This is a genomic window from Vibrio sp. SCSIO 43137 (genome assembly GCF_028201475.1).
Classification (GTDB): domain Bacteria; phylum Pseudomonadota; class Gammaproteobacteria; order Enterobacterales; family Vibrionaceae; genus Vibrio.
In genome coordinates this window covers 1833577-1857845 of sequence record NZ_CP116383.1, presented here as the reverse complement: position 1 = coordinate 1857845, position 24269 = coordinate 1833577, and the positions used below count along the sequence as shown (strand labels likewise).

The window sequence follows — 24269 nt, the reverse complement described above, 5'->3', positions numbered from 1 at the left end:
ATGTACACTCGTAACCATCTGGTTACTTTATTACATTGATTACCTCAAAAGAGAACCACGTCATAACTGTTCAATTTAGTAGGAACTGTCACTTTTATTAATTACCCATGCTGATATATTACAGATATATTTATTGTGTGTCTGGGTGTTGTGACGATGAAAATTAGAACTCAATTTATTCTGGCCATTCTGACCAGTATTCTGGTTCCTGTGTTAGCACTATCTTCACTGGTGTTTTATCAGATAAGAGAGCAGGCGGTTGAACAGTTTGAACAGAACAGCCTTAGTGAAATTAAACAGATAGATAACACTTTTTCTCTCTATATTTCCGGTCTTGCTGAAGACGCTTCTTATCTGGCCACTACTGGTCAGGTTAAGATTATCAGCAGTAATGTCACCAGCTACATGGATAGTCCCGCTGTAGAGATGACCCCTTTGAGTAATGGTGATGTCGAAGCCAACGTTTATCGTCTATTTGAAGAGTTTGGTGAAGCGCGTCCTGATTTAGCATATGTGTTCCTCGGAACCAGTGAGGGAGGCTATATTCAGTGGCCGGGTGGTAAAAGTATTGCCAACCTGGACCCCCGAGTTCGGCCATGGTATCTGGCAGGGCAGAAAGCGCTTAATGGCGGAGTAATAAAAGCGCCGGCTTATATGGACTTAAACTCAGGAGCTCCGGTTCTTGATCTGCTTACTCAGTTTAAAGGTGAGAATGGAGTGAGCGGTGTTGTCGGAGTGGATGTTAGCCTGAACAAGCTTACTGAGATGCTAAACGAAATCACCTTCGGTCAGTCAGGTTATATTATGTTGGTTGAAGATACTGGTGTGGTTCTGGCTGATCCGTCTGATAGCGAACGTAACTTTAAACAACTTAGTGAGCTGGAAGGCGATCTGGCAACCCTTTCAGCGGCCTCAGGCCTGAAAGAAATCTATGTCGATGGACAGAAGTGGTATGCGAATGTCTATACCTCCGCAGAATTGGGCTGGAAGTTTATCGGTTTTGTTCCCCAGCAAGAAGTGTTTGCATCGGCTGATTCACTTATATACATCACTACCGTTATTGGTGTAGTGCTCTGTATTCTTTTCATCTTATTTGGCTACTGGCTGGCGGGTCGAATTACTAACCCAATTAACCGGATTACCTCTGAACTAAAAAACATCGCTACTGGTGAAGGTGATCTGTCCAGGCGAATTGATATAGAGAAAAACAACGAAATTGGGGAAATGGCGTCTGCATTTAACCATTTTGTCAGCTCCATTAATGATCTGGTGAAAGAGATTAAACAGAATGCCGATAGTGTTAACAAAACCTCTGTTCAAACTAATGAAACCTCACAGAAAGTAAAACAGATCTCCGTATTGCAATCGGGATCGCTGGAGCAGGTGGCCACGGCATTTAATCAGATGGTGGCTACATCCAATGATGTTGCCGAGAGTTGTAACCGCACAGCGACAGCGGCTTCTGAGGGACTGGATCACGTTGAGAGTGGTCGCGAGTTTATCCAGAGCACATCTGAACTGGTGAATGTACTGGAGAGCACGGTTTCGGAATCTAATCACTCTATGCAGAAGCTGGCACAGGAGTCAGGCAGAATCACATCAATTCTGGATACGATTCGTGAAATTGCAGACCAAACCAATCTTCTGGCACTCAATGCCGCCATTGAAGCGGCACGCGCCGGAGATCACGGCAGAGGTTTTGCAGTGGTTGCCGATGAAGTGCGAAGTCTGGCAAAGCGCACTGCGGAGTCGACAGAAGAGATTGATGTGATGATTCGTAACCTGACGGAGCAGACGGAACTGGTGTCCGGCAGGCTATCTGAAAGTATGCAGTTTTCAGGTAAAACAGTAGAGATGACGGAACAGACAAAGTCGGTGTTTGAAGCGATTAATCAGTCTGTAATATCCATTGGAGACATGACATCACAGATCGCTACCGCTGCGGAAGAACAACATATCGTCGCTGAAGAGATAAACAGAAATGTGGAGAGTATTCACACAGAAGCAAATAAAGCGCGTGAGGCATCGGTTGAGTCGGAAAATCAATCCTTCAGACTGGAGCAACTTTCAACAGAATTAGCTGGTGTTGTCGGAAGATTTAAAACCCAATAACTAAGGCGGCATTCAGGACTGTCTCGCCCGTGCAGTCCTGTATGCCCCTATATTGCTTTATTCAGAATTGAGCCGCCATCAGAGAGGGACTGAATCTGAGAAAGTGACAGCGTTTTAACCAATCTCTCTGACTTAACATCGTATATCGCAATATATGACTGCCCTGACTGAGTTGCCATTTTAGCCTCTAACCCTGTGTTCAGATAGCTGAGCAGAGACTGGATAGCCCGCATAGACTCTTTTAACTGAATATCATCCTGAACCTGAAAGCGCTCATTCACCTGCTTCCTTTGCTTGGCGTTTAAGGCTTCATTCTCAGGGACATGGGGTTTAGCAAACCCGGTATTCTTAGAGTGTGCCATTTCAGAGACACCCCCGCGTTCTTGTTGAATGATCATAAACATGGCTTTTTCTCCTTCCAATATTATGACTGTAATTTGATATCGGCATAGCCCTACATTTCTTTAACAATTTTGCTGATTATATGTACAGACAGGTAAATTGCAGGTAAACATAAGTCTTCCGCATATATTCAGAAGAGAGGAAAGAGGATGAAATATAAGAACTAATCGGAGGGGAAAGCTTCCGGCAAAGAACCGGAAGCGTAGGAAGTTATTTTTTAAGCAGGTAATTAACCAACTCAAAGTACTCCTGATAGGTTTTTACTTTGTCCGATTTAACCAGATATTTATTGTTAACCAGAATGCCCGGAACGCCTCGTAATGTGCTGTTGTTGAACTGTTTATCAAAACGCTTTTGCATTGAATCGACGGCAAAGCCGTTATAGGCAGCGTCAAAATCAGCGGCATTGACACCGTTATCGAGAAATATCTGTCTTAGTGCGGCTTTCGTTGGTGGTCTGAAGCCAAGCTCATGAATCTGACGGAACATCTCCGGAACCATTGTCTCTTCAACGCCAAGGACGACCATAGTGGCATAAGCTTTTGCCATTGGGGTGGCCATACTGTTTCCCATAAAGGAGACGTGTACTTTTTGCAGTTTGGCATTATCAGGAATGGCATTTTTAAGTTCACTCATTACATATTCAAACCTGTAACAGTGAGGGCAATAAAAAGAGAAGAACTCTGTAACAACAGGAGTAGTGGATTTTTCCTGATCCAGAACAGTATAGTAGTCACCTTCAGTAAACTGTTTTGCCTGAAGTGAGAAAGAAATTAGTAGTGTGGTTATAAAAGTAAATAGGGTTTTCATTAATCGCGCTCCATTTAGGGCTAAGTGTTCTCTATATAGTTGCCATGATAGGAACGAAAAGCCGTACGATATTATATAGATACTTGAAATTAAAGCTAAAAAGTAAACGGAACTTAGCTAATAGGAGGTTTAAACAGAGCATTATTAAATGCGTCAGATTTTGCTGACGTTTCAGTTGCTATTAGTGCCAGCCGGGAAGGCTGTGTTATTACTCTATGTATAGCAGAGCTGACGGGAAAACTGACTGGGCAGGCACTGGTACAACAGCTTTGCTCTGATGAATCCACTTCATCGAGCTCAACTTGGTCGGTGCAGTGAGCATCAGAAATATGCGCTTGAGTAGTAATAGCAGGATCGAAAGCTGAACGTTTTGATACTGCAGAAGGGGTATAGTCAGCAACACTGATGACCGACAAAGCGACCAGTGTTAAAAGGGCTATCCAGATTTTTCTGCTGCTGGTGAACATTCAAATACCTGATTACTAACTAGGTGGTCAATAATAACTGAATTACCGGCACAAGTGTCAAGTAGCAAAGGCTACTGATAAGATCTTGCTGTTAAAACAACGACTATACAGTTTGTCTGAACGGCTTAATTATCACCATTGTGATATCTTTTTGTGCATATCGATGGCCTAATAACCGGTTGATTAAAATAAATTATTTTTTTGTTGACTCAAAATCATAATCCGTTAAAGTACCACTCGTTCTCAGGGGCAAGCCCCTAAAAACAAAGGCGCGTTGGCAGAGTGGCTATGCAGCGGATTGCAAATCCGTGGACCTCGGTTCGACTCCGGGACGCGCCTCCATATTAATAAATAGTGGCTTAAAGCCGGTATTTAAGATGGTGTACTAACGTTTCGTTTAGCAGCATCGCAATAAATTATTGCATGCCCTGGTGGTGGAATTGGTAGACACAAGGGATTTAAAATCCCCTGTTTTGTGCTCGCTACCGAGTAAAATCCCCACGCAAAATATGCGCAAACAATAAACAGAAGGCTGACCTCATAAGGGTTGGCCTTTTTTTGTTGCTTCATGCTCACATGTGAGTACAATACGCCTCCGAGTTGATGGAGGCCTCGCCACTATCTCTCCTTCGAAACAGCAAGAAAGCATTAAGAATCTTTATGCAGTTTTTTTGCATGTTTAATTAGGCCACCTATAGGCGGAGGCCGGAAGACAACAGGAGATACCCAATGACATTTCGCAATACCTTTACAGTAAACGGAGACACTATCGCTTATGAACGGCCATCGCCGGAGCTATTAGGCTTAGAGATCGCTGATGGCTTCTCACGTGATGATTACGTTAAGCAGATAGACCTAGAGTACACCATGAGGGAAGAACGTTACCTGAAGGCTATGGAGGCGTTCAATGAAGCAGCACGTAATGGACGTGAGACAGAGGCCGGTTATGGGGCGGTTCTACTTCAAACAAACCTAGACGCTTTCGCTACGTTCCTTAAAGGGTTTACAGAAGAAGCTACACGAGGCCGTCAGCACGTCTTGAAGGAGTTCTTTAGGCACGTGTTCCCTCATTACGATGTAGTTGCGACGCTTACACTGCACCATGCTATCGAGGGTGTGTCGGATGTACGCCCGTTAGGTAATGTCGCTCATGCTATCGCTCATGCTATCGAAGATGAGGTCAACTACCATCTACTAATGCAGACAGACCGTGGCCTCGGTACTGTTGCTGCTCGTAACATGGAGAAGAAGAAGGACACGTCCCATAAGAGGGAGTCGCTTAAGTGGGCTATCATCCGTACGGCGGGTATGGATTGGTTTAAGTTAACACCAGAGGAGCGCGTGCAGATTGGCAATGCGCTTCTTGAGGCTCTCGTTCAGATGACAGGCTGGTTCAAGATTGAGCTACGGGCTGAACGTAAGGCTAACAACAGCATTGCTACTCGTCCTCATCTAATAGCGCAGGCAGAGATGATGCACTGGATTGAAGAGAGTCGTGAGGAGATGGCTCGCATCATGCGTCCTGCTTATGCTCCTATGGTTGTGCCGCCTGCTCGTTGGAGTCCTGAGACGCTTACACGCGGTGCTTACCTGTCGCCAGCGAACCGCCCGTTGTCAATGATTAAGACACGTAATAAGGACTACTTGAGGACGCTACGTACAGCAGGTATGGAAGGTGTGTATGATGCGCTGAACCGTATTCAAGAGACGCCTGTTGCTATCAATAAGACCATCCTTAAGTGGCTAGATATCTTCGTTGAGCAGCAGATACCGTGGGCTATGGACATCAAGCTACCTGCGATGCATAAGCTACGTATAGAGGAGCACACTCCACCTAAACCTGTGGGGCTGGCTGATGATGACTACCGCGTGAAGGAGTACCAGAAGGCGTGCCGTGAATTCTACATAATGCAGGCGCGTGAGAACAGTAAGCTCACGTCATTCGTGAACCTCGTCGAGATGGCACGTAAGTATGAGGACGATGAGCGGTTCTTTGTGCCGTGGCAAGGCGATAAGCGTATGCGCGTCTATCCGGTATCTAAGTTGAACTTCCAAGGCGCTGACTTTGTTAAGGCTCTACTTCGCTTTGCTGATGGTAAGAAGCTAGGTAAGCACGGCATGAAGTGGCTAATGATACACATGGCTAACCTCATGGGAGTCGATAAGGTCACCTTTGAGGAGCGCGTCGCTTGGGTGGAGCAGCATAAGGAGCAGATAATCGCCTTAGCGAATGACCCACGGGATTGCGTGGACTTCCTTAAGACAGCAGATAAACCAATGCAGGCTATAGCTTGCGCTACAGAGCTGTCCGAAGCTTGGTCAATGGTGCTCGCTAGTGAGTATGTGTCGCATCTGCCGATTGCATTAGACGGCTCTTGCTCAGGTCTTCAGATTCTAGGCGCAGCGTTACGTTGTGAGGACACTGGTCAACACGTGAACCTGATACCGTCGGATACAGTTGCGGATATCTATCGCGTAGTGGCCGAGCAGGTAGAAGAGGAGTTCAAGCGTATCGTAGGAGGATGCACCACTTCTAGTCAGGCGGCAGTTAAGGCGTACAGTACAGCTAAGCGCGTCTTCTATGCTGAGTGCCCTGATGGTGACTTCAAAGCTTGTTATGAGCTGGCTTTAGACCGTCGTCAGAAGGGTGAGGCCGCTGTGGTCTCGAAGGTGAGGGCTGCGTACTATAACATCACTGAGGCCTATGCATGGCTTGCCTTTGGTATCGACCGTGGGACAGTGAAGCGTAACGTAATGACTTATTGCTATGGCTCGGCGCAGTTCGGCTTTCAAGAGCAGTGCATGGAAGACATCATTAAGCCAGCGTTCGAGAAGTACACCGCTAAGCGTAACCGTGGTGAGGATGCTGTATGGCACTTCGCTGGTAACGGTAACCAAGCGGCTCGTCTAATGGCGGCTCATGCGTATCCTGCGGTTAAGCGTACTGTTAAGCGTGCGGCTATGGCTATGGACTGGATGCAGAAGGCAGCCAAGCTTATCGCTTCAGCCAATGCGCCTGTTACATGGACGACGCCTTTAGGCTTCCCAGTACTGCAAGAGTATCGCATTGAGCGTGACCGTCAGGTGAAGTGCGTGATGCTAGGTAAACGCCGCCGTCTTAATATAAAGGACGAATCGCTAGATTATGACGCGAACAAAGCGGCTAACAGCATCGCACCTAACGTCGTACATAGCTTGGATAGCTGCCACTTGCAGATGTTGGTTAACCTAGCGTTCGAGAAGCACGGCATTAAGCACTTCGCTTTGATTCATGACAGCTTCGGGACGCACGCAGGTAATACAGAGGTGTTCTTTGCGGTAATACGTGAGGCGATGGTCTTAATGTTCAGTGAGACGGACGTCTTTAAGGAACTAGAGGCCGAGTTCAAGATGCAATGTCATCCTGATAAACACGGTGACTTCCTTGAGCTACCAGAGTACGGTAACCTTAACCTTGAGCTTATCAAGGAGAGTGCGTTCGCCTTTGCGTAGCTTATGCTCACATGTGAGTATGAAACAGAAGTGATATTGAGGTGGTCTATTTAAGGCCACCTATAAGAACAACTTGATTCAAACATTTTGTTCATTCATTTATCAAACAATCAAACCTATGGAGGGACATTCCCACTTAATGACAAAACAAAAGAAAACTCTAATCACACTTCCTATCGGCACAGCTAAATACCCTTGGCTAAACAAACCAGACACAGCCTATAACAAGAACGGCGTCTATAAGGTTGACCTTGTTGTTGACCCGAACGACCCGCAAGTTCAAGCGGTGTTAGGCCAACTTCAGGACGAACTTGAAGCCTTCTACCAGAACGAGAAGGGTGGCAAGGGTGAACTAGCTGACATCCTGATAGAGAAAGACGGTGAGTTCTTCTTCCGAGTTAAACAATCAGCCTTTGAATATAAAGGTGAAGTTATCTTACCTGAACCTACGTTCTACGACGCGAGTGGTAAGCGCATTCTGAAGAAACCTCAAGTATTCGGCGGTTCTCGTATCGCTGTAAGTGCTGAAGTATGGCCTTACAGTAAACAAGAGAAGTACCGCGAAGGTGGCAAGATGATGACAGTAACGGTATCAGGTCTAACCCTGAAGCTTAAAGCTGTTCAAATCATTGAGCTATCGCAAGGTAGCGGCGGCGGTGACAACCGTTCGGCAGAGTCTTACGGCTTTGGAGCGCATGAAGGTGGTTACTCGTACGACGAGGACGCCGACGGCTTCAATGACCAAGAAGGCAACGAACCGCTTGAGGAAGAAGGCGACTTCTAATCACTCAGCATGACATCAACATTGATGTTAAACCAATGAGCGCGAACGACATGTATCAAGGCCGCAAGGTCAAATCATCGGCATACCGTCGGTGGGAGATGCAGGTCGCTCGCGGTCTTCCTGACATAACCATCCCTAAAGAGACTAAGCTATCCGTCCGAGCGATAGTGCGTTACTCCAATAAAGCCTCAGACCTAGACAATGCAGCTAAATCAATGCTTGACGTCCTTCAAAAGCGTTACAAGTTCGATGACAAGTTCGTCTATGTCCTGAAGTTATACAAAGTATTAGTTCCAAGAGGGCAGGAGGGTTTAACCATCAAGATAACAGAACTAGAGGAAAGTAAATGGCGAAACTTCTTAAAAGAAAAGCTACTTCCTACATTGCGGTCATTTATACCGACACTGGACGTGAAGATCTGAGTGATTTCGACATCATGGCAATGGACAGGCAGCGATGCGTCCGTGGCTACGGTGCTCATATCCTCGTTCGGCGCGACGGTTCGGTGCTCGACTTAAACGACCTTGAGGTCTACGGCAACGTAGATGTAGAGGACACCACAGTACTAGATGAGTCCATCTTTGTGCAGGTTGTATCGAGTCCTGACACCATGACCGAGGAACAGGTAACCACCCTAGAGCGTACATTGGATTCGCTCGAAGCCTTATATCCCGACGCTTCCATCGTCTATCTGGATTAAAGGCCACCTATAGGATTCAACAACACGAGGATTCTATAGAATGAAAACATCCACTACACAACAAGAGGCGGTCATCAATTACGTTAACCGTCATGGGTACGTCGATGCCCATATCGCAGCCTATGAACTAGGCATCACCCGCATGAGTGCTATCGCTTATGCCCTTAAAGACACCCACCACGCGCTGAAGCAAGGTAACAACGGTAAACGAGTTGACGGCTATGTCCGCTACGTACCTGACTTTGAATCGCGCATCGCTGTACTCAAGGCCGCACAGGTCGCCGAGCTACACGGTGTGTACAACTGGCGTAAACGTCTTGAAATCAATACCAAGTACGAGCAGATGGTTAAGAACGTTGTATTACAGCGTGAGGTGGCCGTCTACAAGTGAGTGAACATGATGAATCAGTATTAATCGCACGAGGGCTTCCTTGTGACGACTGTGGTTCTTCTGACGCTCTAGCTGAATACTCTGACGGTCACACCTTTTGCTACTCCTGCGAGAAAGTAAGGGGTGGCACTCCTTCAGGTGACCAAGCAGCCGCTAAACCCATCGACTTCACTCCTATCAGTGGTGAACTTCAGGCTCTCAAAGCACGAGGCATTACCGAGGAGACATGCCGTAAGTTCGGTTACGTGTTAGGCGAGGCATGGCACTCCGGCAGTGAGCGCATGGAGAAGGCGCACATCTGTAACGTAAGAGACGAAGAGAACAAGCTTGTCGCACAGAAGATACGCTTCCGTGATAAGCACTTCTCGGTTAACGGGAAGATCCCTAAAGCTTGTCTCATAGGGATGCACCTATGGTCAGGCGGTAGGCGTCTTGTCGTTACTGAAGGTGAGATTGACATGCTGACCGTCTCCCAAGTTCAGGGCAATAAGTATCCGGTAGTTTCACTACCCAATGGCGTACAGAGTGCCAAGCGTAACCTTCTAGGCTGTATCGACTTCCTTAAGTTATTCGATGAGGTTGTGCTGTGTTTCGACATGGACGACCAAGGCCGAGAAGCAGGGCGTAAGGCCGCTGAAGCTCTAATGGGCGTGGTTAACATCAAGATAGCCCGTCTATCGATGAAAGACCCGAACGACATGCTTTTAGGCGGCTGTACGGATGAGCTGGTTAAGTCCATCTGGAATGCAGAAGCTTATAAACCTGAAGGCATGGTCTCCCTGCGAGACCTACGTTCACGTGTTATGGAGCGCAAGACTCCCGAACCCGGCTACGCATGGTTTCTTCCATCTCTAACCGCTAAGACCTACGGACGCCGCGAAGGTGACGTCATTGTGGTAGGTGCGGGGACGGGTGTCGGTAAGACTGACTTTTTGACGCAGCAGATGGAATACGACGTCGCCGAGTTAGACCTAAAGGTATCAGGCTTCTTCATGGAGCAGGATGTCGTAGAGACAGCTCAACGTCTCATGGGTAAACACAGGCTTAAACGTTTTCACGTTCCTATGGAAGAAGGCGATGAGGGCTACTGGACAGAGCAAGAGTACGAAGAAGCTTTCGACGCTCTTGAGGCCACAGACAAGATTGACCTCTTTGATTCCTTCGGGATGTCGGATTGGGATGCTGTTAAGGCTCGTATGGCTTATCAGGCCGCTATGGGTACGAAGGTGTTCTACATCGACCATCTAACCGCACTGGCTACAGGTGTGGACGAGAAGGACGAGAAGGCCGAACTTGAACGTATCACCGCTGAGATGGCTGAGTTCGCTAAGCAACGTAAAGTCATACTCATCGTTATATCACACCTGACAACTCCACAGATGGGCAAGTCCCATGAAGAAGGTGGACGAGTCACCATCCGTCAATTCAAAGGTTCACGAGCAATCGGCTTCTGGGCTTACTTCATGATAGGTCTTGAGCGAGACCAGCAAGCTGATGATGAGACAGAGCGAACCACTACCTACGTACGTGTCCTTAAAGACCGCTTCACAGGTAACTCACTCGGCCTCGTTGTGCCTATGGCTTACTGCACCGCTAAAGGTATCTATTCAGAACGAAGTGAGGCAGGCGATGAGTGTCCTTTCCAAGACCAGTCAGGAGATTCATTTTAATTGTTCAAACTCCGCAACTATAAAGCTTTAGACATACTCGCGGATTACTTACGGACAGGTTACACAGACAAGACCATTATCGCATTCGATATAGAGACTAACGGCTTACTGCCCACGGTCTCTAAGTTCCATTGCGCGGTCTGCATAAACCTCGTCACAGGCGAAGTAACTCGCTACCGTCCTTTCCAATATGACCTGTTACTCAGGGATCTGCACGCAGCCGACGTCGTCATAGCACACAACGGCATTAACTACGATGTGCCAGCTTTACGTAAGCTTTACCCTCATTGGACTCTTGATGAAACGAAGATGATAGACACGCTAGTCATGGCACGTCTTATCTTCTCGAACATTAAAGATAGGGACATCCCCGCTGTTAAACGCTACCGAGCAATGGAGCAAGGCCGAGAGGTGACCGGATGGGTTCTCCCGCCGAAGCTTCTAGGTTCTCAAGGCCTAAAGGCTTGGGGTTACCGCTTAGGTGAGTTTAAGGGCGACTACGGAGAACAGGAAGATGCGTGGGAAGTATTCAATGAACCCATGCTCGAATATTGCGAACAGGACGTAGTAGTAACAATCAAGTTAATCCGTCGACTTATGAAGTCATGGAATGACACCACCTATGAAGCGATGAGGCTTGAGCATGAGATTCAGTGGCTTATGTCGCAGCAGGAGCGTAACGGCTTCAAGCTCGATGTAGACAAGGCTGAACAGCTCTACTTCAAGTTACTAGGTGACCGAGAAAGAATCCGACAGCAGCTCGTAGAACGCTTTGGTTCATGGTGGGCAGCTAACGGCATCACCTACCCGAAACGCTCTATGAATCGCATGGGCTTCTCGTACACCAAGGACGCACCTTATACCAAGCTCAAAGAGGTCACATTCAATCCAGCTTCAAGGGCGCACTGTGCGAAGGTGCTCCAAGAGGCAGGCGTGGTCTTCACCATCTTCACGGATAGTGGGCAACCTAAGATTGATGACGACACCTTAGAACACGTGAACATTCCTGAAGCTCAGGCGCTTAAAGAGTTCTTTATGCTGAATAAGCGTATCGGACAGATAGCCGAAGGCAAGCAGGCATGGTTACGAGTGGTGACGCAGGAAGGGTTCATTCATGGCTCAATCAACCCGAACGGTGCGGTTACGGGACGTGCTACGCATAGCTTCCCTAACATCGCCCAAGTACCTGCTAAAGGTAAGCCGTACGGTACTGACTGTCGGCAATGCTTCACCGTCCCTAAAGGGTGGGTGCTCATGGGCTCGGATGCCTCCGGTCTCGAACTTCGATGCTTAGGCGCGAAGATGTCTCCGTGGGATAAAGGCGCTTACATCAAGGTAATACTTGAAGGTGACATTCACTGGGAGAACGCTCAGGCCGCTGGCTTCATAGCTAAAGGCACTATTCGTGACGAGCATAACGACGAGCATGATGATGCCCGTAATAAGGCGAAGACCTTCATATACGCTTTCCTCTACGGCGGTGGTGATGAACTTATCGGACAGCTTATAGGCTACTCCGAAGAAGACTATCAACGCTGGAAGGCTGAAGGTGCTCACGTACCGGTTATCAACCAGCTCAAGCGACGGGGTATCCGCTGGACTCGCGAGATGGTGTGCCACATCTTGAAGGGCAAAGAGGTTAAGAAGACCTTCCTGAACGGCCTACCTGCACTAGGTAAGCTAATCAAAGCCTGTAAGAAGCGTGCGAAGGATGACGGCTTCGTGGACGGCCTAGACGGTCGTAAGATATACACAAGGTCTCAGCACAGCTCCCTAAACTCTCAGCTTCAGTCTGACGGTGGGGCAGTGTGTAAGCTTTGGTGCGTCGTAGTTGACCACATGATGAAGGCTAAGGGCTATAAGCATGGATTCGATGGTGACTACGCTTACTCAGCGTGGGTGCATGATGAAATCCAAGTAGCCTGTCGTACACCTGAAATCGCTCATACGCTAGGACAAACCTGTAAAGACGCTATGAAGTTTGTGGAGTCCTTCTACAAGTTCGAGTGTCCTCTCGATGCTGAATATAACGTCGGCAGCTCATGGCTAGAAACTCACTAAGGTTTTAAGGCCACCTATAAGAACAACCTTCGGATGACTTTAAGTTGTCCGAGGGCTTCTTTCGATTCGTTCTGAGTCATATCTAATTGCTCACTCTCCTTTTGGCTCTCTGTCCGTGTTTAGGCAGAGAGTCCCTTTTTCCAGAGCCAATCGAAAGAAGACTTAAATAACCAACCAACTAAAGGTAATCAATATGAAGTTCGTATTTAAATCACTAGAAGCAACCATCCGTGAGAAAGCACTTGAAATGATGAAGAAGAATCCTAAGCGGGAGCTTCTAGCTATTGAACTTAACGACGCTGAATGGGTAGAGCTGGCGCAAGAGCTAAAAGCTCCGACAGACATCCATCACCTAATGCTAGCCGTCTTCGATACGGTTACGTACCTACATGCTGAACGTGACCTGATTCCTGATGATGTCATGAAGACCATCACGGTACGCCCTCAGCACTACTGCACGGCACGCGATGCACTACGTCAGGCACGTGGTGAGTACCCATGCCACTAAGCATCGCTCTACCCATCCTAGTGGTAGGCACGCTAACCCTCACATACATCACCCTGAACAACCAACGCCCCAAACACTAAGGTATCTAATGAAAGTTATCTATAAGAAGTCGATGACCGAGAAGGTCTACGAGGCTGTTCGTGAAGCTAAACAGCTCGTGAAAGACATTGATTATATCGAACTGACGAACGATGAGTTTGACCAGCTACTAAGCGAGCATCATGCCGCATGCATGTTAGCTATCCCGACACATCACCACTATCAGCTACGTAACCCATTCTGTTTATCTGAGATTGCACTCCACGGTGTAACGGTGAAGCGTGAGGTATCTCATGTCTTTTAATCCTCAGAAAGCACGCGATTGGAACGGTAAGTCGCTTAAGGGCGAGTACCTGTTCACTATCAAAATGGATGGCATACGTCTCACAAGGAATGAAGATGGAATCATCGTATCTCGTCGCAATAAACCTTTACGTAACCTACCTGTTATCCCTGAGCATATTCAGGATGCAGAGTTCTTCCGTAAGGACTTGGGGACATCGCAAGGCATTACTAGCACACACGATACGGTTGCTACCTCTATGGATGATATCTATGAGCTGTCACCTAATGTAGACCCTCGTATGAAGCTGTTCACCGCGAACAACCCTTCAGCTAACTTCATTCAGACAACCTTGGAACGTGTCATGGCTGATGGTCATGAAGGTCTAGTCTTGCGCCGCCTTAAGGATGGCGTCTGGATTAAGGTTAAAGGTGAGCAGACCTATGACGTAAAGGTCACAGGCATGAAGGAAGGTAACGGTAAGCACGCTGGCAAGCTAGGCTCATTGCTGACGGCCTATGGCTCTGTAGGCACGGGCTTCTCAGATGAAGAACGTGAGGAGTTCATGAAGCTCCACGCTGAAGGCAAGCTAGTAGGTACTCTTATTGAAGTGGAATGCATGGACATTACCGCTAAAGGTAAGTTCCGCCATGCTCGCTTTAAGTGCGTCCGTACAGACAAGGACGAAGAGTCACCACCAGAACCGAAGGCATAATCAATGCGCTTCCTTCCTGAACTTCTGTTTATCAGCGCGATGTTAATCATATTCGTCGCTATCCCTTTCCTCCCTCTTTAGGACTACACCAATGAAGACTATAGGTCTATTCGACGCTGACTGGATTGCGTTCCAGATGGCAGCAGCCGTGCAGCAGCGCGTAAGGTGGGACGACGGTCTTTGGACACTTGAGTTACCAGAGGACGTCCAGCAAATCATCGACCGCTTCTACTTCACTCACCAGATTAACGGCATCTGGAACATAGAGGTAAACGAGAACGAACTGTACCGAGCTATTGATGCTCGCGTAGAGCAGCTTCGTAAGGATATCTCATGCCGCAAAGAGAACGTGTTCATGTGCATCTCAGGTCAGTATAACTGGCGTAAGGATGTCATGCACACCTACAAGAGTAACCGCGAGGCCTTGGTCAATAAGTACATCTCGCGGCCAATCATTCTCGATATTGCCCTTGAGTATATCCGTCAGAACTATCAGGTCTTGGAGAACCCAAGGCTTGAGGCCGACGACATTATGGGCATCTACGCCACCGACCCAGAATTCTATGGCGACCCTGACTACCGCAAGGTAATCGTGACGGTTGATAAAGACCTGAAGTCTGTCCCTGCATGGCATTACACGCCTGATAAGGACTTCTCGCCGTGGCTTCAGTCAGTCGAAGAGGCTGACAAGATTTATTACATCCAGTGGCTCATGGGCGATAAGACCGACGGCTACGATGGGTGTAAGGGTATCGGTGGAGGCACAGCAGCCTCAATGGTAGACATCCCGTTTATCTACGTGGAGACGCTTCACGAGTTTAAGTCAGGCGCTCGTAAAGGGCAGACAGAGACTCGCTGGAAGAAAGAGCCCACAGACGACCTAGCAGAGATGGTCAAATCGGCCTACCTCAAGACAGGTCATTCAGGCGAATACTGTTATCAGAACGGTATGGTCGCTCGCATTCTACGTCATGGCGAATACTGCTTTGACACCAACAAGCTTCAATTCAAACCTCAATAACTCAGAGAACTTAATATGAACATGAAATCAATCGTAACTGGTGGCCTAGTGGCTATCGGTCTTGTAACCGTACTTGCTCTTAAACCATTCACAACTGTAGGAGCAGGTGAAGTAAAAGTACCTGTCGTATTCGGTAAGGTACAGCAACAGGAGCTTTATGAAGGCTTCCACTTGGTGAACCCGCTGGCCTCCTTTGACACCTATGACATCAAAGAGAACGCCTACGAGCTGAACAACGTGACCATCCCCTCAAAGGATAAGTTCAAGTCGAACGCTAACGTAACAATCATGTGGTCAGTCGATGGTAACGCAACGCCAAAACTACGTGGCACAGTCGGTACGATGGCTGAAGTAGAACATAAGTTACTACGTCAACCGCTCCTATCGCTACTACGTGAAGCAGGTCGCTCGGTAGAGAAGGCTCAAGACCTGTTCGATGATAAGACTCAGGTACAGCTTCAGACTGACATTATGGATGGCCTGACTAAAGCGACTGAGAACTATGGCGTTAAGATTCACGCTGTATACATTCAGGACATTGAGCTACCGAGGGTTATTCGTGATGCTATCGTACGTACCAAGCAGCTTGAGGAGCAAGAAGCTCAGGAGCAAGCTCGCCTAGCTCAAGAGAAGCTTATCTACGCACGTGACACAGCTAAGGCAGAAGCCAAGGCCAAGTCAGCAGAGCATAACGCAACAGCCCGTAAAGCTAATGCAGATGCCGCTCTCTACGAGAAGCAGCAAGCCGCTGATGCCTCTGAGTATCGTCAGAAGAAAGACGCTGATGCCAAGCTGTACGCAGCTAACAAGGAAGCACAAGGTAACAAGGCAATCGCTAAGTCACTGACGAGTAACCTGTTAGAAGCACGTCGTATCGATGTAGACATGCAACGTATGAAGTCATGGAAGGGTGCAGTACCAAGCACTCTGATGGCTGGCGAAGGTACACAAGCAGTTCCTCTATACCACATGGGGAATAAGTAATGTTTGCTATCCGCTGTATCACCAAGACTATCAACTTCCTAATCAAACTCACCGCCCAGACCGCCAAGAAAGAAGGTATGAAGGCCGCTAAGCGTGAGGTTGCCTTGGAGAAACATATCGAAGCTACGAACGCCAAGATTGCTGAGAACCAGCAGAACTGCATTGTCGCTGAGAACCTTAACCGCAAGCTATCACAGCTCGCAGACTAAGGGTTAAGCCTATAGGTCATCGTCCGGTGGCCTATGTGAATAATCCTAACCAATCAAGAGATATTCCAATGAAACTAAATGACTACCAACAGCAGGCGACTGTCTTCGCTCGTTACGCTTTCCCTGATTACCCGTTCGTCGGACTTCAAGAAGAGGTCGGTGAAGTGGCAGGTAAGCTCGCCAAGTACCAGCGTAAGTTCGGTGTGACGATGGAAGAGGCCGTAGGCTTCGCAGCCGAACCTCAAGACTCTGATGACCAAGACCTACGTGACGCCCTTAAGAAAGAACTGGGTGATGTGTTATGGCAGGTTGCAGCAGCAGCTAACGAACTAGGTCTTACCCTCGAAGATGTTGCTACAGGTAACTTAGACAAACTGAATGGCCGCGCTGAGCGTGACACTTTGGTAGGCGAAGGAGATGACCGCTAATGGACAGGACAGAACTAATAGCAGCAGGCGTTAAGGTAGGCGACAAGCTCGAATGCGTCGATGGGATTGCTTTCCGTAAGGGTGAAGTTGTTCAAGTAACAAGAGTATCTCCCGTATCAATTACAGTTGCACGCGAAGACGGGCAGACGAGCGTCATAGTGGATTCACGTTTCAAGTTAATCGCCTCAGCTCTACCAGAGGTCGAAGACATGGTGAATAACCCTAAGCACTACGAAGTGATTGAAGACGTGGAAGCTAAAGACGTCATCAAGGCCTCGCTTACGGCCATCTATGGTGAGGCAGGCTGGAAAGCTTATTGTCTCGGTAACATCCTGAAGTATCGGCTACGAGCTGGCGGTAAGGATGCGCTTGAGCAAGAGATCGCTAAGGCAGTGAAGTACAAGGAGATGAGCAATGAGTAATGTGATTACACGTAGCTCCGACCCAGAGCTTTTCAAGACCCTTGCAGATGCCTGTGATTTTGACAACGACCATGTCCCTAAGCACGGCTCAGGTACAGTCATCTGCCGAGCAGAGCACGAAGGCAAACTCTATGAATGCGAGGAAGTATGGGACTACTCATGGGGCATTGATTGGACGTACAGCCACGCAGAGTGGCAAGAGATCCCGAAAGACGCTCCTAAGTGTTGTCCTTCCTGTGGGCAGGAGATGCCTAATGCCTAAAGACTTCCTTGGTAATGAGCTATCCGTAGGAGATGAGGTCATAGTGGCCGGACGCATCCGTCGCGGTGGAAGGCCTTGTCTTGACCGTACAACTATCACCGAGGTACGGGAGACACCTAAACGGATACGTATAGCACTAGCGAACGGCGACAGTCTTGAGAAGACCGAAAGCCTCTTCAAGGTCACCGCCTCCCTAAAAAAGAACCAACCTTCGCACAGCTCTGTGTAGAAGGTAATCGCAGGTATGGCCTTGGTGAAGGTCATATCGAATGCCGCCGCACTATCAAAGAACTAACCCAGAGAAAGTACTCATGAAAGAACTAAACCGTAAGGACTTTACTAATGGCTTCGTAGCAGCTTTAGAGCTGGACGATGGTAAACGTATTGAGACAACAGCCACATGCCTACCTCTTGCTACCGAGATGCGAGGCACAGGCCGTACAGACAACCGTGTGGATTACAATCAGCACGACAGTGTGCATTGGTCTGAGAAGTTCATGGTGGGCATCAGTACGCAATCAGGCTGTCCCGTTAAGTGTAAGTTCTGCGCCGTCAACAAGCTGACCGAGCGTCAGGGCTGGCGTAACCTAACAGCTAACGAGATGATTGAGCAGGTTCTATGGGCTATCGACCAGACAGGTCATGACCCTATGGATGCCAAGCTGTTCCGCATTCTGTTCACTCGTATGGGTGAGCCAGCGATGAATAGCGAGGCCGTCTGTGAGGCCATTGAGACGCTTCAAACGATGTTCCCTAATGTACGTATTCAAGTAAGTACCATTGGGTTTGGTTCGCACAGCGTCAAGCTAGTTAATCAGTTATCACGGTTCGATAACATTGAGCTACAGTTCAGCATTCATTCGACCGACCATGAGTACCGCCAGTGGTTACAGCACCGAGGTGTACTCTCTAATGAGGCCATCTCAGAGCTTATCCGGCAGTGGCATTCAGTCCCTCGTGAGTGGAAGGTTACGCTTAACTTTGCGCTTACCACCGAGACACCGTTCGATGTAGTTAAGCTACGCGAGCAGTTCAACCCAGACGAGGTCTTCATTAAGGTCTCGCCAATCAATGAGAACTCAGAGTCCGAAGATAACGGCCTGAAGTCTCTACTCCCTAATAACAACACCATTTAAGGTAATAAACATGACAGTAACTAACGAAGAAATCATGAAAGACGTGCAAGGCCAAGGCTTTGAGACAGGCCTAGCGATTGCGACAGATGCCGAGATTGAAGCAGGAGCAGCGTGCGGTCAGATGGCCATCCTTGAAGAAGCGCCTACTTTGCAGTTGTCTAGTAAAGAGCGTGTAGCTATGGGCGAGTCAGTGTGTCTAGTCGCGGGACTAGCCGTCGCTATGGCGAACGCAGGTATTGCACGTGCGATGGCGAACATTGATAAGGCTGGTTACCTACTAGGCGCTCCGTTGGACAAACTAATGGAGGCAACTAACGAAACATAACCAACTATTCGACACCATCTACGGCATTGTAGGAGGCACGGCGAACAAGGAGCTAATGCATAGTAATGCGAATAAGGCTTCCGAGCGTATCCCTACTCAGCGTGACATGGTGGCAGGCGAGGTGTCCAAGCACCTAGCACTCACTCAGATTCTCCCCAAGAACATATCAGAAGCTCACCGCTCCGGTGACATCCACTACCACGACCTTGATTATGCTCCGCTCTTTGCGATGTTCAACTGCATGTTGATAGACGTTAAAGGGATGCTTGAGCGTGGGTTCAGTATGGGCGGCGCAGAGATTGAAACCCCTAAGTCCATCTCAACAGCTACCGCTATCACGGCTCAAATAATCGCTCAGGTTGCCTCGCATATCTATGGCGGTAACACAGTGAACCGTATCGATGAGGTACTAGCTCCCTACGTCCGTAAGTCTTACGACAAGCACTTGCAGACAGGTATGGTATGGCTGAAGGATGAGCGGAAGGCTTCTGTATATGCGACCAAGATGACCGAGAAGGAAACTTATGACGCATTCCAAGCTCTTGAATATGAAATCAACACCCTTCATACGGCGAACGGGCAAACTCCATTCACTACCTTGGGCTTTGGTCTCGGCACTTCATGGGAAGCACGTCTTATACAAGAGTCGATCCTACGAGTTAGACTTGCAGGCCTCGGCAAGAGGAAACGTACTGCGGTGTTCCCTAAGCTCGTCTTCGTTGTCAAGGAAGGAGTTAACCGCCGTGCGGGAGACTGTAACTATGACATTAAGAAGCTGGCTCTCACTTGCGCCTCTCAACGAATGTACCCTGACATACTCAACTACGAGAAAGTGGTCGAGGTCACGGGAGGCTTTAAGACTCCAATGGGATGTCGGTCTTTCCTTAGCGAAGTAGCTTCAGGTGAGATTGACGGACGCAATAACATGGGCGTCGTGTCCCTGAACCTACCACGTATCGCGCTGGAAGCTGAGGGTAATGCCTATAAGTTCTGGCAACTCTTGGATGACCGAGCAGCATTAGCTAAAGAGGCCTTGATGACCCGCATTAAGCGGCTTGAAGGTATTAAGGCTAAAGTAGCTCCAATCCTATACGTCGAAGGCGCTTGCGGTGTCCGCTTGAACCCTGAAGACGAAGTGTTGGATATCATGCGTAACGGCAGGGCTACAATCTCTCTCGGCTATATCGGCATTGAGGAGACCGTCAAGGCTCTATTCCCAGACTCCGACATCGCAAGCTCAGAGCTGCTTCAGGTCTTCGCTAAGAAGATTGTGCAGGTACTCCGAGAGCATTGTGATAACTGGAAGAAGGAGACAGGCTTCGGCTTCGGCCTCTATAGCACTCCAAGCGAGTCACTATGTGACAGGTTCTGTCGTCTTGACCGAGAACGCTTCGGTATCGTTAAAGGTGTGACCGACCATGGTTACTACACCAATAGCTTTCACCTCGATGTACGCATGAAGGTTAGTCCTAAAGAGAAGGTTCACTTCGAGATGGATTACCCGACATGGGCGAATGGCGGCTTTATCTCATACGTCGAGTTCCCCAACATGAAGAACAACCTTAAGGGTTTAGAGCATGTCTGGGACTACACGTACAGCCGACTGCCTTACTTTGGTACTAACACCCCTGTGGACTACTGCGGTGAGTGTGACCATTCAGGTGAAGCACTAGCCACGCCCAAAGGCTTCCAGTGTCCTAAATGCGGGAACACTAACCCTAAGACCCTCAGTGTCACACGTCGAGTGTGTGGTTATCTGGGATCTCCTAATAACCGTCCTTACATCGAAGGTAAGCAGACGGAAGTAATCAACCGAGTTAAACATCATGATTAAAAAAGAGAACTATATAGGCTTTGCAATCATTGCCTACGTACTTATTGCCCTGCTAGCTATCGGCGGGTATGTAATGAATATCTACAAGGCGCTCGCTGATACTGGTGGCGTCGATGAGTTAATACGTGTCGTAGGGATGGTCTTCCCTCCTATCGGTGCGTTCATGGGGTACTTCTAATGAGCCTATTCCTACTCATCATCCTCCTTGTACTCATACTGAGCTAGCTATGCATTACTTCAAGTACTTTCCTGAAGACTATGTTAACGGAGAGGGACAGCGCGTCTCTCTCTTTCTTTCTGGATGCGACCTGCAATGCAAGGGCTGCTTCAATAAGAAGGCATGGAGTCCTACTTCAGGGACTAAGGTCTCGCTAGGCTTCTATAACAAGTTACTAGCTGACCTAAAGGACTCCGACGGCTTGAGCCTCTTAGGAGGTGAGCCACTCGACGAGGCTAAGGCTTATCAGGTCACTGCTCTCCTAGCCATCGTTAAACAATCTTATCCAGACAAAGACATCTGGGTATGGACAGGTCACACCTTTGATGAGGTGAAAGACCATCCGGCACTTAAACACATCGACGTCCTTATTGACGGGCGCTTCGACATCGACCAGCCAACTGTTAAAGCATGGCGTGGTTCTGACAATCAACGTTTACTCCGTCTAGAAGGCGGCAAGGTTACCTCTATAGAATGATATTGACAGTTCATGGTTTACACGGCATTGGACTTGCCTCATTAGTCCCACAACTGGCGAACGAGCTTCACTTTAAGACTCAGGACGCCGAACCCATCGACTTCACCGAACTAACCGAACGCCGCATCGTAGCCGACTCAAAGGCATACGCAGACCGTAACCGCGAGCTACTTAAAGAGGGCGGTGATTGGATTGTAGAGGGTGGTACAGTGTCCTCTATGCTTGAAGGTCTCGCGATGGACGCCTCTGATGAGACGCTTAATGTAATCTTCAAGGACACTATCAACGCTCCCGCGTCACACCTACATGTCTTTATCCGAGACACACCTAAGCATTGCATGAAGCGCCTGAAGGCTGAAGGCCTGAAGAAGGGTGAGTTCAACCTACGCTATCTTAAAGATCTCGACAAGGCCTACCGTGAATGGTCAGCCATTGGTGAAGAGATTCATAAGGTTCTAATCATCGACCGTGACGAAATGTCCATTCAAGACATGGCGAAAGTCATTAAGTCGCACCTGAAGATATACGGTGTACTGGGCGATGACTATGAAGCACAGGAAAGCTTAAAGAATGGCTAATGTTGCAGAGATGTAATTAAGGCCACCTATAAGAGAAGCCTAATGGAACTTAAAGCTCTACAAGACCTCAAGCGACGCCTTGAAGAAGGTAACGACTTAGAGGTCAGCCTACATGATTCAGATCGAACGGTAGGCTACAAGCTAGGCAAGAAAAGCCTACTCAATCAAATTGACAACATTATCACAGAGATAACAGAAGGAGACGCCTAATGTGTGGAGGTTCATCACCCAAAGCACCCGCGCCACCGCCACCGCCAGCACCGCCACCAGTTAAACCCGCCGAGGTAGACACGGATGGTATCGATAAGAAGAACAGCCGACAACGTAAGAAAGCACAGCGTCGCGGTGGTGATTCGACTCGTCGAGACCTGAAGATTAATACCTCAAGTTCAGGTAGTGGGCTAGCCGTAGGAGGCAAGTAATAAGCCAGAGCCCTACTCAGCAGCTATACACCCGATTAAAGACCGAGCGTGACCCGTACCTCACAAGAGGCCGTTTATGCGCAGGTCTAACTATCCCTTCACTTTTACCTGAAGAAGGGCAGGATGAGAACACTCAGTTCGCCGTCCCTTACTCAGGCTTCGGAGCAAGAGCAGTTAAACAATTAGCTTCGAAGATAGTGACAGGCCTCTTCCCTCCGTCACATCCGTTTGTTCGCCTTATGATTCCTGAAGACATGGTCAGTGGGGATATCACAGACGACCAAGCGAGCGACTTGGAGAAGGCACTATCTCAGACAGAAGGCGCTATTGTGCAGAACATGGAGCGACGAGCCCTACGTTCTCATCTCTTTGAGGTGGTCAAGCACCTACTAGTGACCGGAAACGGTGTCCTGAAGATAGGCACTAAGTCAGTCCGTTTCTACCGTCTGGACAAGTATGTCGTGATGCGTGATAACGAAGGCGAGGTAATCAAGCTCATTATCTGTGAGAAGGTTAACTTTAAGCGCCTTGATGACAAGACACAGGCTCAGGTGGTCGAACGTAAGAACCTTAAGACAGCTCCCCGTAAGGACGTGACAGTCTACACGGTAGTAGAGCTTCGAGGGAACACATGGTACGAACACCAAGAGTGCGAAGGTATTGTCCTTCCAAAGTCAAAAGGACGCTACCGTAAAGACCGTTGTCCTTACATTGTGTCAGCTCTAAGCCGTCTCGACGGTGAAGACTACGGACGCTCATTCTGTGAGGAGCACTTAGGCGACCTCAATACCTTGGAGTCACTCGTAAAGGCAATTACTCAGGCCTCAGTAGCCGCCTCTAAGGTTCTATTCTTGGTTAAGCCTAATAGCTCGACCAGAGCGACCAAACTAGCTAAAGCTAAGAATGGTGACTTCCTTCAAGGTAATCCAGATGATATCGGATGCCTTCAGTTGGACAAAGCGCATGACTTAGCGATGGCGCAACAGCTACGCAATGAGATTAATCAGGCTCTATCTGAAGCCTTCCTAATGACCAGCGCCGTGAGGCGAGATGCAGAACGTGTGACAGCCGAAGAGATTCGAGCTATCTCGCAGATGCTAGAAGAAGGTCTGGGAGGTATGTACAGCCAGTTAGCTCAGAGCTTACAGCTACCACTTGTTCACGTTCTTCTCGGCCACATGGAGAGAGACGGAACGCTACCTCACTTTAAAGAAGAGACCTTTACTCCAATCGTCATTACTGGTGTAGAGGGTATTGGACGCTCAGCCGACCTTCAGCGACTTAATACCTTTGTTGGGCTAATCCAGCAGGTAGGCGCAGACAAGGCCGAAAGTGAGATGAACTTAGGCGAACTATTCAAACGCTACGCCGCTTCACTGCAAATCGAGACAGATGGTCTGATGCGTACTGAAGAGGAGAAGGCGGCGTTCGCTCAACAACAACAGGCCACCCAGTTCGCACAGCAGAACGGCGGTCAATTACTTCAAATGGCTCAAGGCCAACAATAGGAATAAAACAT

At 48.4% G+C, this 24269-nt stretch carries 29 protein-coding genes and 1 tRNA gene; 27 read left to right on the top strand and 3 right to left on the bottom strand.

What is annotated here, in order from left to right:
- The first annotated feature begins 156 nt into the window (after positions 1–156).
- On the top strand, positions 157–2112 hold the full coding sequence (locus tag PK654_RS08670; RefSeq protein WP_271695162.1) for a methyl-accepting chemotaxis protein: 1956 nt from the start codon (positions 157–159) through the stop codon (positions 2110–2112).
- A gap of 47 nt (positions 2113–2159) precedes the next feature.
- On the opposite strand, the gene PK654_RS08665 is transcribed toward PK654_RS08670, so the two are convergent.
- The 3 genes from PK654_RS08665 to PK654_RS08655 form a co-directional block, all read right to left on the bottom strand.
- On the bottom strand, positions 2160–2516 hold the full coding sequence (locus PK654_RS08665; RefSeq protein WP_271695160.1) for a hypothetical protein: 357 nt from the start codon (positions 2514–2516) through the stop codon (positions 2160–2162).
- A gap of 208 nt (positions 2517–2724) precedes the next feature.
- On the bottom strand, positions 2725–3324 hold the full coding sequence (locus PK654_RS08660) for a thiol:disulfide interchange protein DsbA/DsbL (RefSeq protein WP_271695158.1): 600 nt from the start codon (positions 3322–3324) through the stop codon (positions 2725–2727).
- A gap of 113 nt (positions 3325–3437) precedes the next feature.
- Positions 3438–3791, bottom strand: coding sequence for a hypothetical protein (locus PK654_RS08655; RefSeq protein WP_271695156.1), 354 nt, complete (start codon positions 3789–3791; stop codon positions 3438–3440).
- A 268-nt stretch (positions 3792–4059) separates the two neighbouring features.
- Between PK654_RS08655 and PK654_RS08650 the strand changes: the two genes are divergently transcribed.
- The 26 genes from PK654_RS08650 to PK654_RS08530 all read left to right on the top strand — a co-directional run bounded on the left by PK654_RS08650 (position 4060) and on the right by PK654_RS08530 (position 24258).
- Positions 4060–4133, top strand: a tRNA-Cys gene (locus PK654_RS08650).
- 387 nt (positions 4134–4520) lie between these two features.
- Positions 4521–7283, top strand: a complete 2763-nt coding sequence (locus tag PK654_RS08645) for a DNA-directed RNA polymerase (protein WP_271695154.1) — start codon at positions 4521–4523, stop codon at positions 7281–7283.
- Positions 7284–7422: 139 nt separating this feature from the next.
- Positions 7423–8067, top strand: coding sequence for a hypothetical protein (locus tag PK654_RS08640; RefSeq protein WP_271695152.1), 645 nt, complete (start codon positions 7423–7425; stop codon positions 8065–8067).
- Positions 8068–8102: 35 nt separating this feature from the next.
- Positions 8103–8489, top strand: a complete 387-nt coding sequence (locus PK654_RS23025; RefSeq protein ID WP_443088706.1) for a RusA family crossover junction endodeoxyribonuclease — start codon at positions 8103–8105, stop codon at positions 8487–8489.
- Positions 8414–8767, top strand: a complete 354-nt coding sequence (locus tag PK654_RS08635) for a hypothetical protein (RefSeq protein WP_271695151.1) — start codon at positions 8414–8416, stop codon at positions 8765–8767. Before PK654_RS23025 ends, PK654_RS08635 begins: the two co-directional genes overlap by 76 nt.
- 40 nt (positions 8768–8807) lie before the next feature.
- Positions 8808–9158, top strand: a complete 351-nt coding sequence (locus PK654_RS08630) for a hypothetical protein (RefSeq protein ID WP_271695149.1) — start codon at positions 8808–8810, stop codon at positions 9156–9158.
- A complete protein-coding gene (locus tag PK654_RS08625; RefSeq protein WP_271695147.1) occupies positions 9155–10828 on the top strand; it encodes a DnaB-like helicase C-terminal domain-containing protein in 1674 nt (557 codons plus the stop codon). The genes PK654_RS08630 and PK654_RS08625 overlap by 4 nt, the downstream gene beginning before the upstream one ends.
- The gene (locus PK654_RS08620; protein WP_271695146.1) at positions 10829–12889 is read left to right on the top strand and encodes a DNA polymerase; all 2061 of its coding nucleotides are present in this window, start codon (positions 10829–10831) and stop codon (positions 12887–12889) included.
- Between the two features lie 193 nt (positions 12890–13082).
- On the top strand, positions 13083–13397 hold the full coding sequence (locus PK654_RS08615; RefSeq protein ID WP_271695145.1) for a hypothetical protein: 315 nt from the start codon (positions 13083–13085) through the stop codon (positions 13395–13397).
- 88 nt (positions 13398–13485) lie between these two features.
- Positions 13486–13740, top strand: a complete 255-nt coding sequence (locus PK654_RS08610; RefSeq protein ID WP_271695144.1) for a hypothetical protein — start codon at positions 13486–13488, stop codon at positions 13738–13740.
- Positions 13718–14434: a hypothetical protein gene (locus PK654_RS08605; protein ID WP_271695142.1), complete on the top strand. Its 717-nt coding sequence runs from the start codon at positions 13718–13720 to the stop codon at positions 14432–14434. The genes PK654_RS08610 and PK654_RS08605 overlap by 23 nt, the downstream gene beginning before the upstream one ends.
- Before the next feature lie 91 nt (positions 14435–14525).
- Positions 14526–15455 carry a hypothetical protein gene (locus PK654_RS08600; protein ID WP_271695141.1) on the top strand — a complete coding sequence of 310 codons (930 nt, stop codon included), beginning with the start codon at positions 14526–14528 and terminating at the stop codon, positions 15453–15455.
- Between the two features lie 15 nt (positions 15456–15470).
- Positions 15471–16439: an SPFH domain-containing protein gene (locus PK654_RS08595; RefSeq protein ID WP_271695139.1), complete on the top strand. Its 969-nt coding sequence runs from the start codon at positions 15471–15473 to the stop codon at positions 16437–16439.
- A complete protein-coding gene (locus tag PK654_RS08590; protein ID WP_271695137.1) occupies positions 16439–16648 on the top strand; it encodes a hypothetical protein in 210 nt (69 codons plus the stop codon). The genes PK654_RS08595 and PK654_RS08590 overlap by 1 nt, the downstream gene beginning before the upstream one ends.
- Positions 16649–16683: 35 nt before the next feature.
- Positions 16684–17076 carry a nucleoside triphosphate pyrophosphohydrolase family protein gene (locus PK654_RS08585; protein ID WP_271695135.1) on the top strand — a complete coding sequence of 131 codons (393 nt, stop codon included), beginning with the start codon at positions 16684–16686 and terminating at the stop codon, positions 17074–17076.
- Positions 17076–17498: a DUF3310 domain-containing protein gene (locus PK654_RS08580; protein WP_271695133.1), complete on the top strand. Its 423-nt coding sequence runs from the start codon at positions 17076–17078 to the stop codon at positions 17496–17498. Before PK654_RS08585 ends, PK654_RS08580 begins: the two co-directional genes overlap by 1 nt.
- Positions 17491–17760 carry a hypothetical protein gene (locus tag PK654_RS08575; RefSeq protein WP_271695132.1) on the top strand — a complete coding sequence of 90 codons (270 nt, stop codon included), beginning with the start codon at positions 17491–17493 and terminating at the stop codon, positions 17758–17760. The genes PK654_RS08580 and PK654_RS08575 overlap by 8 nt, the downstream gene beginning before the upstream one ends.
- Positions 17761–18071: 311 nt before the next feature.
- Positions 18072–18896 (top strand): radical SAM protein, encoded by an 825-nt coding sequence (locus PK654_RS08570; protein ID WP_271695130.1) that lies wholly within the window; start codon positions 18072–18074, stop codon positions 18894–18896.
- A gap of 10 nt (positions 18897–18906) precedes the next feature.
- Positions 18907–19221 carry a hypothetical protein gene (locus PK654_RS08565; protein ID WP_271695129.1) on the top strand — a complete coding sequence of 105 codons (315 nt, stop codon included), beginning with the start codon at positions 18907–18909 and terminating at the stop codon, positions 19219–19221.
- Positions 19222–19237: 16 nt separating this feature from the next.
- Positions 19238–21055: an anaerobic ribonucleoside-triphosphate reductase gene (gene nrdD / locus PK654_RS08560; RefSeq protein WP_271698843.1), complete on the top strand. Its 1818-nt coding sequence runs from the start codon at positions 19238–19240 to the stop codon at positions 21053–21055.
- A complete protein-coding gene (locus tag PK654_RS08555; RefSeq protein WP_271695128.1) occupies positions 21048–21233 on the top strand; it encodes a hypothetical protein in 186 nt (61 codons plus the stop codon). Before nrdD ends, PK654_RS08555 begins: the two co-directional genes overlap by 8 nt.
- A gap of 49 nt (positions 21234–21282) precedes the next feature.
- Complete coding sequence (nrdG, locus tag PK654_RS08550) at positions 21283–21750, top strand: anaerobic ribonucleoside-triphosphate reductase activating protein (protein ID WP_271695126.1); 468 nt, start codon at positions 21283–21285, stop codon at positions 21748–21750.
- Between the two features lie 218 nt (positions 21751–21968).
- Entirely contained in the window at positions 21969–22328 is a 360-nt protein-coding gene (locus PK654_RS08545) for a deoxynucleoside kinase (RefSeq protein ID WP_271698842.1), read from the top strand.
- A 42-nt stretch (positions 22329–22370) separates the two neighbouring features.
- Positions 22371–22538: a hypothetical protein gene (locus PK654_RS08540; RefSeq protein WP_271695125.1), complete on the top strand. Its 168-nt coding sequence runs from the start codon at positions 22371–22373 to the stop codon at positions 22536–22538.
- A complete protein-coding gene (locus PK654_RS08535; protein WP_271695123.1) occupies positions 22538–22750 on the top strand; it encodes a hypothetical protein in 213 nt (70 codons plus the stop codon). Before PK654_RS08540 ends, PK654_RS08535 begins: the two co-directional genes overlap by 1 nt.
- On the top strand, positions 22750–24258 hold the full coding sequence (locus tag PK654_RS08530) for a portal protein (protein ID WP_271698841.1): 1509 nt from the start codon (positions 22750–22752) through the stop codon (positions 24256–24258). Before PK654_RS08535 ends, PK654_RS08530 begins: the two co-directional genes overlap by 1 nt.
- Positions 24259–24269 lie beyond the last annotated feature (11 nt).

Bases quoted from the DNA above. Each gene is read 5' to 3' on its own strand.
- PK654_RS08670 (WP_271695162.1), top strand. From the start codon at position 157: ATGAAAATTAGAACTCAATTTATTCTGGCCATTCTGACCAGTATTCTG.
- PK654_RS08665 (WP_271695160.1), bottom strand. From the start codon at position 2,516: ATGTTTATGATCATTCAACAAGAACGCGGGGGTGTCTCTGAAATGGCA.
- PK654_RS08660 (WP_271695158.1), bottom strand. From the start codon at position 3,324: ATGAAAACCCTATTTACTTTTATAACCACACTACTAATTTCTTTCTCA.
- PK654_RS08655 (WP_271695156.1), bottom strand. From the start codon at position 3,791: ATGTTCACCAGCAGCAGAAAAATCTGGATAGCCCTTTTAACACTGGTC.
- PK654_RS08645 (WP_271695154.1), top strand. From the start codon at position 4,521: ATGACATTTCGCAATACCTTTACAGTAAACGGAGACACTATCGCTTAT.
- PK654_RS08640 (WP_271695152.1), top strand. From the start codon at position 7,423: ATGACAAAACAAAAGAAAACTCTAATCACACTTCCTATCGGCACAGCT.
- PK654_RS23025 (WP_443088706.1), top strand. From the start codon at position 8,103: ATGAGCGCGAACGACATGTATCAAGGCCGCAAGGTCAAATCATCGGCA.
- PK654_RS08635 (WP_271695151.1), top strand. From the start codon at position 8,414: ATGGCGAAACTTCTTAAAAGAAAAGCTACTTCCTACATTGCGGTCATT.
- PK654_RS08630 (WP_271695149.1), top strand. From the start codon at position 8,808: ATGAAAACATCCACTACACAACAAGAGGCGGTCATCAATTACGTTAAC.
- PK654_RS08615 (WP_271695145.1), top strand. From the start codon at position 13,083: ATGAAGTTCGTATTTAAATCACTAGAAGCAACCATCCGTGAGAAAGCA.
- PK654_RS08610 (WP_271695144.1), top strand. From the start codon at position 13,486: ATGAAAGTTATCTATAAGAAGTCGATGACCGAGAAGGTCTACGAGGCT.
- PK654_RS08600 (WP_271695141.1), top strand. From the start codon at position 14,526: ATGAAGACTATAGGTCTATTCGACGCTGACTGGATTGCGTTCCAGATG.
- PK654_RS08595 (WP_271695139.1), top strand. From the start codon at position 15,471: ATGAACATGAAATCAATCGTAACTGGTGGCCTAGTGGCTATCGGTCTT.
- PK654_RS08590 (WP_271695137.1), top strand. From the start codon at position 16,439: ATGTTTGCTATCCGCTGTATCACCAAGACTATCAACTTCCTAATCAAA.
- PK654_RS08580 (WP_271695133.1), top strand. From the start codon at position 17,076: ATGGACAGGACAGAACTAATAGCAGCAGGCGTTAAGGTAGGCGACAAG.
- PK654_RS08575 (WP_271695132.1), top strand. From the start codon at position 17,491: ATGAGTAATGTGATTACACGTAGCTCCGACCCAGAGCTTTTCAAGACC.
- PK654_RS08570 (WP_271695130.1), top strand. From the start codon at position 18,072: ATGAAAGAACTAAACCGTAAGGACTTTACTAATGGCTTCGTAGCAGCT.
- PK654_RS08565 (WP_271695129.1), top strand. From the start codon at position 18,907: ATGACAGTAACTAACGAAGAAATCATGAAAGACGTGCAAGGCCAAGGC.
- PK654_RS08555 (WP_271695128.1), top strand. From the start codon at position 21,048: ATGATTAAAAAAGAGAACTATATAGGCTTTGCAATCATTGCCTACGTA.
- nrdG (WP_271695126.1), top strand. From the start codon at position 21,283: ATGCATTACTTCAAGTACTTTCCTGAAGACTATGTTAACGGAGAGGGA.
- PK654_RS08545 (WP_271698842.1), top strand. From the start codon at position 21,969: ATGCTTGAAGGTCTCGCGATGGACGCCTCTGATGAGACGCTTAATGTA.
- PK654_RS08540 (WP_271695125.1), top strand. From the start codon at position 22,371: ATGGAACTTAAAGCTCTACAAGACCTCAAGCGACGCCTTGAAGAAGGT.
- PK654_RS08535 (WP_271695123.1), top strand. From the start codon at position 22,538: ATGTGTGGAGGTTCATCACCCAAAGCACCCGCGCCACCGCCACCGCCA.